Here is an 11,925-nt window from a genome sequence, read left to right as displayed (position 1 = left end):
AATAGTTTCTCTAAATTTGTCATTCAGATAGAGAACCAATTCTAACTGAATGACATTTATTTTATAAAAGTATGAGAAAACTTTTCCCAGATTATGTACTAATCACCCTAAAAGGAATTGCCATGGGTGCTGCTGACGTAGTCCCTGGCGTTTCTGGAGGTACAATCGCATTTATTTCTGGTATCTATGAAGAATTAATTGAAAGTATAAATAAAATTAATTTTTCAGTAATTAAGGGAATTAAAGAAAACGGAATAAAAAATACTTGGGCTGCTATTAACGGTAACTTTTTAGTCGCTCTTATTCTAGGAATTGCCATTAGTGTGGTAACTTTCTCAAAAATAATAATCCATCTTTTAGACACCCAACCTATTGTAGTTTGGTCTTTTTTCTTTGGATTAGTTATCGCCAGTATTTTGTTTATTTGGAAAGAAATTTCAACTTGGTCTTGGAAAGCTATTGTATCATTACTCATTGGCATTGTAATTTCTTATTATATTACTATTGCAAAACCTACCGAATCACCAGATAGTTATTGGTATCTTTTTATATCTGGTTTTTTAGCCATTATAGCCATGATTTTACCAGGTGTTTCAGGAGCATTTATATTACTTTTAATGGGTTCGTATCAAACTGTTATTGGAACCATCAATCAACTCAGAGAAGGTCTTTCTACAGTAAATTTTGAAATTATTGGTAATGCGTTATTAAAATTAGGAACCTTTACGATTGGAGCAATTTTAGGCTTGAAATTATTTTCAAAAGTACTAACTTGGATGTTTTCGAATCATAAAAATACTACTTTGGCCTTACTTGTTGGTTTTATGATTGGTTCCTTAAATAAAATCTGGCCTTGGAAAGAAGTTATCGAAACGCGTATTAATAGTCACGGAGAAACAGTCCCGTTTATAGAGAAAACTATTCTACCCCAAAATTTTGAAGGTGATTCACAAATTTTAACAGCTATAATTATGGTTATTTGTGGATTTATGTTAATTTTCGGATTAGAAAAGATAGCGAACCGACTAGGAAAAAAATAAGCTATATGTCAAAAAAGAATAAAAATAAAAAGCAAATTAAATTTGGTCTAATTGGAAAAAACATTAGTTATTCCTTTTCCAAAAAATACTTTACTGAAAAATTTAAATTACTACATTTTGACAATTGTGAATATCTAAACTTTGATATTGCAAACATTAAAGATTTTCCTAAAATTCTTTCAGAAACTAAAGGTTTAAAAGGATTAAATGTTACCATTCCATATAAAGAAGAAATTATCCCGTATTTAGATAAACTATCTAAAAACGCAAAAATAATTGGAGCAGTTAATACTATTACGATTTCAAAAAAGAAAAAATTAAAAGGACACAATACCGATTATTATGGATTTAAAAAAGCCATCAAACCTTTACTTGATACCCATCATAAAAAAGCGCTTATTTTAGGAACTGGTGGCGCCAGCAAAGCGATTGCATTTGCATTTAAAAAATTAAAAATTGAATATGATTTTGTTTCTAGAAATCCAAATGAATTTCAATTAGGTTATGAAGAGTTAAACCAAGAAATTTTTGAAGAATATCAAATCATTGTAAACACAACACCTGTAGGAACACATCCTAACATAGACGATGCACCTCCTCTAGATTATCATTTATTTACAAAAAATCATATCGCTTTTGATTTAGTATATAATCCTGAGGAAACCTCGTTTTTAAGAAAAGCCAAAACACAAGGAGCCAAAACAAAAAATGGTTATGAAATGCTTCTTTTTCAAGCAGAAAAAGCTTGGAGTATCTGGAATGGTTAATCGATAGACATACCAAATGTAAAGCTTTCTTAAACTTAATAGAATTTCAAAACCAATTCAATCAATCAATCAATTTTCTTGATAATTTAGTATTTCTATATTCAATTCATTGTATAGAAAAACTAAAGAACGTTTATATTAAAGCACGCTCTAACATATAAAAATACGGGTTTTTCTTTGAATTTTGCACAGCCTTTAGTATCTTCGGTCGCAATTAGTAACCTTAAGCATGTAAAGATGTTAGAAGAAAAGAATGATAACCTGCAAAACGCAGATGGACAAAAAGAGCAAGAGTCACAAGAAAATGTAATCACTATCAATCAATCTGCCTTAGACGAGATTGATAATTCTAATGCTGAAGAAAACGAAGACGACTCTATTCAGGATAAGCATATTATCCCAATGTTAGACTACGATTCTCTTACTATGGAAGAACTAACTACTGAGTTAGACAAGTTAGTCCACAACCATAAAGTAATGGCGATTAAAGACCATGTAGAAGAAATTAGAAAATCGTTCATGAATCAATACCATCATTTAATTGATGAAAAAAGAGATGAATTTAATGAGTCTAATACAGATGAAACGGCTACTTTCGAATATCATTTTCCTCTAAAAAATAAATTTGACGCGGTTTATGATGATTATAAAACGAATAGAAATAATCATTACAACCAATTACAAAAGAACTTAAAAAACAATCTTACCGTTAGAAACGAAATTATTGAAGAATTAAAAAATTTAGTTGACGGTACAGATGAAACACTTTCTATTGCTGATATGTTTAAGAAATTAAACGATATTAGAGAACAATGGAAAAATGCAGGTGCAATCCCAAGAGATAAATACAATATTGTTTGGAATAATTTCCATTTTCATATTGAACGCTTTTATGATTTAATCCATTTAGATAAAGAAGCGCGTGATCAAGATTTCAAGAACAATCTTGAACAAAAACAAGTCATTATTGAGCGTGCCAAAGCCTTATTAGACGAAGCAGATATTTTAAAAGCATTTCGTGAATTACAATTGCTTCACCGTGTTTGGAAAGAAGAAATTGGACCGGTTGATAGAGAACACAGAGAAGCTATTTGGAATGAATTTAGTGAAATAACAAAACAAATTCATGATAGAAGAGAAGCTTTTTTTGGTCAAGCCAAAGAACGAGAAGTAGAGAATTTAGCAAATAAAAATGAAATTATTGCACAAATTGTTGCTTTAGGAAATGAAGACATTCAATCGCATAACGGCTGGCAGTCTCAAATTAAAAAAATGGAAGCCTTACGTGAAAGTTTCTTTAAAGCAGGTAAAGTTCCGGCAGAAGTTACAGAAGACACTTGGGCGGCTTTTAAAACTGCGGTGCGTAATTTTAATGTCAATAAAAATGCTTTTTACAAAGATATCAAACACGAACAACAAGAAAATTTATCTAAAAAATTAGCTTTAGTTGAAAAAGCGGAATCATTAAAAGATAGTGAAGACTTTAAAGCAACTACTCCAATTATGAAGCAGATTCAAGAAGATTGGAAAAAAATAGGACATGTACCTCGCAAGTATTCCGACAAAATATGGAAAGACTTTAAAGACGCTTGCAATCATTATTTTGATCGCATGCACGCAGTTCGAAATGCTGAAAACGAAGATGAAGTTCAAGCGTTTGACAATAAAAAAGAATATTTAGAAAATTTAAAATCTTTTGAATTAACGGGCAATCATAAAACCGATCTGGACGCAATTAAAGCTCATATTGAAGCTTGGAAATCCCTTGGAAGAGTTCCTTTCAACAGAAGACATATTGAAGGGAAATTCAATAAAATTTTAGATGCTTTATTTGAGAAGTTAAGTTTATCTAAAAAAGATACTGAAATGATGAAGTTTAATGCTAAATTAGATCAGTGGGTAGAAAATGATGATAATCGATCTTTAGAAAAAGAGCAGTTTTTCATAAGAAAGAAAATAGACGAAGTTCAAAATGAAATTTTTCAACTAGAAAACAATATTCAATTCATTAGCAGTAGTTCGAAAGGAGAAAATCCTTTTATTAAAGAAGTGGAAAAAAATATTGAAAGACACAAAGAAGAATTAAAACTTTGGAAAGAAAAATTAAATAAATTAAGAGACATTTAAACCTCTAACTTTAAAAAACCAATCCCATTAAACATTTTGTTTAATGGGATTTTTTATTCCTAAAAAAATAGAAATAAGAAGCCATTTTTCAAAAAGTACGTATAAATACGTATAAAAAAAGGCTAAAAATACGTATAAATACGTATTGTAAAATAAAAAGCAGAATCCTAGATTTGAAGAAGGTAGGTTAGTCTATTTTTCAAGAGTACACTTTTTTATTGCTATTAGCCCAAAATAATCAATAAAATTTTACCCTATGAGAGATTTAAAAATTAACATTCTAAATGAAGACGGACAATTGATGGGATTCTTAATCGATCGAGAAATCATGAGTGGTCTTTACATTACTTTTGATTACAATAAGGTAGCACAAAACTATGAAAGTTTTAAAATCAACTATCAAAAACCGAGAAAATCGGAACTTAATAGTGTGGTTTTTAATATGGATGATATTACCGTAATAAGTACTCAATTGGATGCAGACAATCATGTACAATTCCTATTTGAGGAAAATTTATCCTTAAAAAAATTAAGGAAAGTACCCGAAAATATTATTCCTTCCTCTTTTAAAAAAATAATTCGTTCCGCTTATAAAACATTTTGTGAGAAAGAATTTATAACAGGTGTAGCTTCCTAATTATTTATAGATTGCTAGATTAGTTTCTAAAAGTCATTTAGAATGAAGCTTTTCATTTTAAATGACTTTTTTATAGTATTCTTTTACTAAATTCGTACTATTATTTAGATTGAAAATTCTTTATTAATAATTGATTTTTAACTATCTCATTTGTATAAATGAAATCATAATACTACACACCTCTTAAATTTTAGATAACATGCTACAACTTAACTTCTCCCCTTTTCCCGTCTTAGAATCAGAAAGATTGCATTTTAGAGCACTTCGCGATACGGATGTTCATGAAATTTTTGCTTTAAGAAGTAATCCCGACTTAATGCAATACATTCCTAGACCTTTACTTACAAAACAAGAAGAAGCTTTAGAACATATTAAAATGATTCAAGATAAAATTGAAAGCAACGAAGGAATTAATTGGGCAATGACAGAAAAAGGTAACGACAAACTCATCTCTCTTATCGGTTTCTACAGAACCCAAAATGAAAATTATCGTTCGGAATTAGGATACATGCTTTTACCTGAATATCAAAATAAAGGATACATTACAGAAGCCATCCAAACACTTTTAAACTATGCCTTTACAGAAATGGGGTTGCATTCGGTAGAAGCTATTATCGATCCAAGAAATATAGCTTCAGAAAAAGTATTGCTAAAAAATGGATTTAGAAAAGAAGCGCACTTTGTAGAAAACTGTTATCACAATGGGGAGTTTCTTGACAGTGTACATTATGGCATATTAAAACAAGAATATTATAATGATACTAACACTAAAAAATAAATATCTATCTGCTTCCATACATTCAAAAGGAGCAGAATTACAAAAGCTAGTTAAAAATAATTGTAATTACATTTGGGAAGTAGACACAAACTATTGGAATAAAACATCCCCTGTTCTTTTTCCAATTGTTGGCCGATTAAAAGAGGACACCTATCTTTATGAAGAGAAAGAATATCAGCTTTCAAGACATGGTTTTGCAAGAGATTATGAGTTTTCTGTCATTCACCAAACTGATACAGAAGCTGTTTTCTCATTAACGCATACTACAGAAACCTTAGTAAAATTCCCGTTTGAGTTTGAACTTCAAATAAGCTATTCTTTAAATGAATCTTGTTTGACAATTGGTTATCAAGTCAAGAATTTAGGAATTTCAAAAATGCCATTTTCTATTGGTGCACATCCTGCTTTTGCCATTTCAAATGCATTTGAAGAATATAAATTGTGCTTTAACAAAATAGAACGTTTTGAAAGTTATTTACTCGAAAACGATTTATTTTCTGGTCAAACCAAAACTATACCTTCCGTCGAAGAATGTATTCCATTGGAATATCGTTTATTTGAAGAAGATGCCTTGGTTTTTAAAAACTTACTTTCATCCGAAGTTACACTATCACATTTAAATAAACCCATCTTTAAAATGGATTATAGTGGCTTTCCGTATTTAGGAATTTGGACCAAAGACAAAGCGCCTTTCCTTTGTATCGAACCTTGGTTAGGATTGGCCGACCATAAGGATACCTCTCGAAAAATAGAAGAAAAAGAAGGAATCCAATGGTTGTCTTCAAAGTCCAATTATACATGCAAATTTTCAATTGAAATCTATTAAATAAAAAAGAGCTGTTCATGAACAGCTCTTTTTTATTATATAATTTTATGTATTCTATTTAAAGGAATAACAACTCCTTGTTTTAAAATAATCCGATTATCAGTAACACCCCAAATCGTCGTTTCTGTCATTTTAAGGTTGGTATCGTCTTCAAAATAAATTTTCATTTTTAGATGTTCTAAATTCCCTAAAGCTAAAGCTCTGTCTAAATCATTCTTTCGTTGTATTACATCGTCTTTATCGAGTAATACTTCTTCTGTGGGGAAATGCAAAGAATGGATAAGCTCTTTGTCGATTTGTTGGCATTCTAAAATCATAGTAGGTTTGTTTTGGGGGTTAATAGTAATAAATATACAAAAAAAATATTAGCATGTATAAAAATGTTAAAAAAAACCTTTTTTTATTTTTTAAATTTATTCATTTTGAACAAGTTAGCATTCTTAAAACCTTATACAAACCCAAATTATCTACATAAAAGATATTTTAATTTAAAAAACAAAAGCAGATTCTAATACCTTAGAATCCGCTTTTGCAAGAATTAATAATTGTATGAAATTTATTGTTTATTGTACTGCTACTGCCGCATTAATGTTCCCATAGCCGTATTCTGAACTTCTATTTGGATATAAGGATGCAGATTGTTTTAATTTATTTAAAACTTGATCTTTTGACCAACTTGGATTTTTTGACCAAACTAAGGCAGCTATCCCAGCTGTTGTAGCTGTTGCAACCGAAGATCCTCCTACATAGTCCGTTTGATTTTCGTAATAACTTAATACAGGAGCTGTATTTCCTGAAGCTGAACGCTCCATTACAACTGTAAAATCAATTTTACTTCCTGAATGACAATTGGAACATTTATTATAACCTGATCCTTCTTTAATACCTGTAACAGCAACTGTTTCGTTCATCCAAGCTGGAAAAATTACACCTACAAAATTGGTAAAACTAGTGGAAGTACCACCAGCACAAAAAATCAGTTTTCCTCTGTTATTAGCATAGCGTACCCCATCTTCAATTCGACCAACAGAAAAAATATGTCCCATAGACATAGAAATAATTTTAACAGAAGAGTTATTTCCTAAACCAACAAATGCATTTTGAACTCCTTTTTGTTCATGATAACCCTCTAAAACTACATTTGCAGCTGCTCTATAAGAAATTAAATTGGCATTATACGCAACGCCCACAGGCAAGCCTTTATTGTTTCTAGGTGCTGTAGCAGTAGCTGTCATACTGGTACCGTGACCACATTGATCATTTGGTCCGTCTGTTGAAGTTGACCATGGCCAAATAGAATCTACATAGGTTCCGTATTTTTGTACACTCCTACCATTGGAATCACCATTATTAAAATTACTACCCAATAAAGATTGATTAGGCGAAACGCCCGAATCGATAACGCCTATAGTGATACCAGAACCTGTACTTTTACTCCATGCATTTGGAATGTTATGCTTATAAAAACTCCATGGCACCTTTGCATTTGGAGTAATAGAAGTATAATCAGCTGTACTTAAAGTTTGAGAATCGAATCCACATCCAGAAGATCCTGAACTTGAACTTCTTTGTGTTCCATTTTCTTCTTCAAATTTAAAAAAGCGATAATCCGCTGGTTCCACATACCTAACATTTTTATTATTTCGTAAAGCAAATAATGTTTTTTGATCTTTAACAATTACATCTATAATGTTCAAAACGGGATCATTGTAAACCAAAAGTTTTTCTGCAGGATTGGATTCATTGGCTTGAATACTATTTAATAATTGTTCTACAATCTCTTTACTTCTAGAAGATGCTGATTTTTCAAAATCAGTTGTAGAGGTACCATAACCAATAGTTACTAGATTTTGTCCATGTTGGGAAGCACTCCACAATAATTGCAAGGATGCGTTTTTCCAATAAAATTGACCTGTTTGTTGCAAGGTGCTCTTAATTTCATCATTAATTTGTTGAGGGGATAATAATTTCTGATCAAAATTTTGTACTTCTTCTGCAGAGTTTTTTTCAATAGAATCTTCTGTACATGCTACATTCAAGCCAAGAACTGCCAAGAAGCATATCTTGAATACCGTTTTTTTCATATTTATTTGTTTACTGTTTAAAATACGAATTTATGAATTTTTTGTGTAAAAAAATATTAAGTACATAATTTTAAGTATTGTTTATTGTAAAAATGACATTTTTCAAAGAATTACAATATTTGTAATAAAAATTTCTAATTCTAATATTTTAAATTACATTTGCAATCCCATGCAAAAAACGATTAACATACTCAATAAAAGAGCTAAATTCGATTATGAAATTATCGATAAGTATACGGCTGGAATAGTATTAACTGGTACTGAAATCAAATCAATTCGTTTAGGTAAAGCTTCCATCGCTGAAAGTTTTTGTGAATTTCACAATAACGAACTTTTTGTAATTAATTCTACTATAGAAGAGTACCTTTTTGGTACACATTACAACCATAGAGCTAAAAGTGAAAGAAAGTTACTTTTAAATAGAAAAGAATTAAAGAAACTTCAAAAAGACAGTGATAATAAAGGACTCACTATCATCCCTTTACGCTTATTCACCAATGAAAAAGGTTTAGCCAAATTAGACATCGCTCTATGTCGTGGTAAAAAGAACTATGACAAAAGGGAAACAATGAAAGAAAGAGATACTAAAAGAGATTTAGACCGAATTAAAAAATCATACTAATTTTTATCTTCTAAAAGGGGTACAAAACGGAATTCTCCAAACTCATGTTTTTCAAATTGTGATTCATTTTTTCTAACAAGCATCGTCATAATTTGATGTTCTTCTCCTAAAGGAATAACTAATTTACCACCTATTTTCAACTGAGCCATTAATGCAGGTGGAATAAAGGGTGCACCTGCGGTAACAATAATACTATCAAAAGGAGCATATTGAGGCAATCCTTTGTAGCCATCACCAAAAGAAATATGTTTGGGTCTAATTCCTAATTTTGGCAACAATAAAGAAGTAATTTTAAAAAGTTCGTTTTGTCTTTCTATGGTATACACTTTGGCTCCCATAGTACACAATACAGCAGTTTGATAACCACTTCCTGTACCAATTTCTAAAATTTTATGTTCTTTTTTAACATCTAATAACTGACTTTGGAATGCTACGGTGTAAGGCTGAGAAATAGTTTGTCCAGCAGCTATTGGAAAGGCTTTGTCTTGATAAGCAAAATCTTCAAAACTCGAATTTAAAAAGAGATGACGCGGAATTTTTCTTATGGCATCTAATACATTTTTATCAGTAATTCCTTTTTGCTCTAATAATTTAGCAAGTTGATTTCTAAGTCCTTGATGTTTGGGAGTATCTTTCAATTTATAGGCTATTAGTTTTTGGTAAAAATAACAGTAAAAAACACAATAAACAAGCTATAAAGTTCAAAAAAAATACAAACTGTATCTCAAAAACTTCAAACAAATATGTATTTTTGTTGAAAATACTTTATTATGTTGAAAGTTGGCGTTCTAGGTGCTGGTCACTTAGGAAAAATACATTTGCGTTTATTAAATCAATCCTCAAAATATGAATTAGTCGGCTTTTATGACCCATTTGAAGAAAATGCTAAAAAAGTAGCTGCTGAATTTGGTTATAAAAAATTTGACTCTATTGAAAGTTTAATCCAAGAAGTAGACGTTGTAGATATCGTAACGCCTACTCTTTCTCATTACGAATGTGCGGTTACAGCAATTGAAGCGGGTAAACATGTGTTTTTAGAAAAACCCATTTCAAATACGGTTGAAGAAGCAGAAAAAATCATTGCATTAGCACAAAAACATAATGTAAAAGGTCAGGTAGGTCATGTAGAACGCTTTAATCCTGCTTTCCAAGCTGTTAAAGATAAGATTGAAAATCCAATGTTTATTGAAACACATCGTTTAGCGGAATTTAATCCGCGAGGCACAGATGTTCCAGTAGTTTTGGATTTAATGATTCATGATATTGATGCCATTTTAAGTGTGGTTCGTTCCAAAGTTAAATCGGTCAATGCCAGTGGAGTTGCTGTTATATCGGATTCCCCAGACATTGCTAATGCTCGAATTGAGTTTGAAAATGGCTGTGTTGCCAATGTGACCTCGAGTAGAATTTCCATGAAAAACATGCGTAAATCACGATTTTTCCAAAAAGACGCTTACATCTCTGTAGACTATTTGGAGAAAATATGTGAAGTGGTTAAAATGAAAGACGCACCAGAAGTACCTGGTGATTTTGATATGATTTTACAAAATGCGGAAGGGATAAAAAAACAAATCTATTTTGACAATCCTAAAGTAAATGCTAACAATGCTATCTTAGAAGAATTAGAAACTTTTGCAGATGCAATTAACAATAATACAACACCAATTGTAACCTTGGAAGATGGTACCGAAGCTTTACGTGTAGCTTACATGATTATTGAATCGATGGAAAATAAATCATAATGAATAGAAAAGATTTTATCTTATTTTTTATATCAAAAAGAATCAAACCTTTTTTAATTCTGTCTTTTTTATTTGTTGTAATTTATTTTTTCATTCAAGTCATTTTTAATAAGGACAGCAATGAAAGAAACATTTTTATTTTATGTAGCTTAGGTCTTGGAATAATTGTAGCATTCATGACTATTCATTTTTTTGCAAGAAAAGTTAAAAATCAGCTATCCATAAAAGCTAAAATGATAGTTAATTCAATAGTACTATTTTTTAAAATTATAAGTATCCTTTTTTTATTAGGCTTGACCATTCAACTTATAATAGAATCTAAGCTTTTAGAACTTTTCATGATGTTAATTCCAGGCCTAACCTCATTTTTAATATATACTAAAAAAACAAAACTCAATTAATACAATGAAACAAATAGCAGTAATAGGTGCAGGAACTATGGGCAACGGAATCGCTCATACTTTTGCACAATCTGGATTTACAGTAAAATTAATCGATATCTCAGAAGCCGCAATTGAAAGAGGCATGACCACAATCGCTAAAAATTTAGATCGAATGGTAGCCAAAGGCAGCATCACTGAAGACGATAAAATTAATACAATAAGCAATATTATTACCTATACCGATACTAAAGATGGTGTTGTTGGTTGTGATTTAGTGATTGAAGCAGCTACTGAAAATGTAGATTTAAAATTAAAAATCTTCAAACAATTAAGTGATATTTGTGATCATAATGTGATTTTAGCAACCAATACTTCTTCCATTTCTATTACACAAATTGCAGCACAAGTAGTACACCCTGAGCGTGTGATTGGAATGCACTTCATGAATCCAGTGCCTATCATGAAATTGGTTGAAATTATCCGAGGATACAACACTTCTAATGAAGTGACTAAAATTATCATGAGCTTATCTGAAAAATTAGGAAAAACACCAACAGAAGTAAATGATTATCCAGGTTTTGTTGCCAATCGTATCTTAATGCCAATGATTAACGAAGCTATAGAAACTTTATACAATGGTGTTGCTGGTGTAGCAGAAATTGATACCGTAATGAAATTAGGAATGGCACATCCAATGGGACCTTTACAGTTAGCCGATTTTATTGGTTTAGATGTTTGTCTTTCTATTTTAAACGTTATGTATGATGGCTTTAAAAACCCAAAATACGCTCCTTGTCCTTTATTAATAAATATGGTGATGGCAGGAAAATTAGGTGTAAAATCTGGAGAAGGTTTCTACGATTATGCTGAAGTTAAAAAAGCAGAAAAAGTTTCAAAACAATTTATGAAGTCGTAATGA

13 protein-coding genes are annotated in these 11,925 nt (G+C 30.7%); 10 read left to right on the top strand and 3 right to left on the bottom strand.

Features of this window, described 5'->3' with window-relative positions:
- The first annotated feature begins 71 nt into the window (after positions 1 to 71).
- The 6 genes from FHG05_RS15050 to FHG05_RS15025 all read left to right on the top strand — a co-directional run bounded on the left by FHG05_RS15050 (position 72) and on the right by FHG05_RS15025 (position 6,175).
- Positions 72 to 1,040, top strand: a complete 969-nt coding sequence (locus tag FHG05_RS15050; protein WP_140998929.1) for a DUF368 domain-containing protein — start codon at positions 72 to 74, stop codon at positions 1,038 to 1,040.
- A 5-nt stretch (positions 1,041 to 1,045) separates the two neighbouring features.
- Positions 1,046 to 1,807: a shikimate dehydrogenase family protein gene (locus tag FHG05_RS15045; protein ID WP_140998928.1), complete on the top strand. Its 762-nt coding sequence runs from the start codon at positions 1,046 to 1,048 to the stop codon at positions 1,805 to 1,807.
- A 237-nt stretch (positions 1,808 to 2,044) separates the two neighbouring features.
- Positions 2,045 to 3,934 carry a DUF349 domain-containing protein gene (locus FHG05_RS15040; protein WP_140998927.1) on the top strand — a complete coding sequence of 630 codons (1,890 nt, stop codon included), beginning with the start codon at positions 2,045 to 2,047 and terminating at the stop codon, positions 3,932 to 3,934.
- Positions 3,935 to 4,190: 256 nt separating this feature from the next.
- Positions 4,191 to 4,571: a hypothetical protein gene (locus tag FHG05_RS15035; RefSeq protein WP_140998926.1), complete on the top strand. Its 381-nt coding sequence runs from the start codon at positions 4,191 to 4,193 to the stop codon at positions 4,569 to 4,571.
- A 199-nt stretch (positions 4,572 to 4,770) separates the two neighbouring features.
- Positions 4,771 to 5,349 carry a GNAT family N-acetyltransferase gene (locus FHG05_RS15030; RefSeq protein ID WP_140998925.1) on the top strand — a complete coding sequence of 193 codons (579 nt, stop codon included), beginning with the start codon at positions 4,771 to 4,773 and terminating at the stop codon, positions 5,347 to 5,349.
- On the top strand, positions 5,327 to 6,175 hold the full coding sequence (locus tag FHG05_RS15025) for an aldose 1-epimerase family protein (RefSeq protein ID WP_140998924.1): 849 nt from the start codon (positions 5,327 to 5,329) through the stop codon (positions 6,173 to 6,175). The genes FHG05_RS15030 and FHG05_RS15025 overlap by 23 nt, the downstream gene beginning before the upstream one ends.
- A gap of 35 nt (positions 6,176 to 6,210) precedes the next feature.
- Here the strand turns inward: FHG05_RS15025 and FHG05_RS15020 are convergent, their stop codons facing one another.
- Together FHG05_RS15020 and FHG05_RS15015 are read right to left on the bottom strand one after the other, a co-directional pair.
- Positions 6,211 to 6,492, bottom strand: a complete 282-nt coding sequence (locus FHG05_RS15020) for a hypothetical protein (protein ID WP_181369182.1) — start codon at positions 6,490 to 6,492, stop codon at positions 6,211 to 6,213.
- Positions 6,493 to 6,738: 246 nt separating this feature from the next.
- On the bottom strand, positions 6,739 to 8,259 hold the full coding sequence (locus FHG05_RS15015; protein WP_140998923.1) for a S8 family peptidase: 1,521 nt from the start codon (positions 8,257 to 8,259) through the stop codon (positions 6,739 to 6,741).
- Positions 8,260 to 8,428: 169 nt separating this feature from the next.
- Between FHG05_RS15015 and smpB the strand changes: the two genes are divergently transcribed.
- Positions 8,429 to 8,881, top strand: a complete 453-nt coding sequence (gene smpB / locus FHG05_RS15010; protein ID WP_140998922.1) for an SsrA-binding protein SmpB — start codon at positions 8,429 to 8,431, stop codon at positions 8,879 to 8,881.
- On the opposite strand, the gene FHG05_RS15005 is transcribed toward smpB, so the two are convergent.
- Positions 8,878 to 9,519, bottom strand: a complete 642-nt coding sequence (locus tag FHG05_RS15005) for a protein-L-isoaspartate(D-aspartate) O-methyltransferase (RefSeq protein ID WP_140998921.1) — start codon at positions 9,517 to 9,519, stop codon at positions 8,878 to 8,880. The genes smpB and FHG05_RS15005 overlap by 4 nt on opposite strands.
- 132 nt (positions 9,520 to 9,651) lie before the next feature.
- Here FHG05_RS15005 and FHG05_RS15000 point away from each other — a divergent pair, with 132 nt between their 5' ends.
- From FHG05_RS15000 to FHG05_RS14990, 3 genes are read left to right on the top strand one after another with little or no spacing between them, the layout of a single operon-like run.
- Positions 9,652 to 10,623 carry a Gfo/Idh/MocA family protein gene (locus tag FHG05_RS15000; protein ID WP_140998920.1) on the top strand — a complete coding sequence of 324 codons (972 nt, stop codon included), beginning with the start codon at positions 9,652 to 9,654 and terminating at the stop codon, positions 10,621 to 10,623.
- Positions 10,623 to 11,024: a hypothetical protein gene (locus FHG05_RS14995; RefSeq protein WP_140998919.1), complete on the top strand. Its 402-nt coding sequence runs from the start codon at positions 10,623 to 10,625 to the stop codon at positions 11,022 to 11,024. The genes FHG05_RS15000 and FHG05_RS14995 overlap by 1 nt, the downstream gene beginning before the upstream one ends.
- 4 nt (positions 11,025 to 11,028) lie before the next feature.
- A complete protein-coding gene (locus tag FHG05_RS14990) occupies positions 11,029 to 11,922 on the top strand; it encodes a 3-hydroxyacyl-CoA dehydrogenase family protein (protein WP_140998918.1) in 894 nt (297 codons plus the stop codon).
- The last annotated feature ends 3 nt before the right edge of the window (positions 11,923 to 11,925 follow it).

Source organism: Flavobacterium profundi, from assembly GCF_006491645.1.
Taxonomy (GTDB): domain Bacteria; phylum Bacteroidota; class Bacteroidia; order Flavobacteriales; family Flavobacteriaceae; genus Flavobacterium; species Flavobacterium profundi.
The sequence above is the reverse complement of the archived record's forward strand: the minus strand, read 5'-3'. Positions and strand labels throughout refer to the sequence as shown.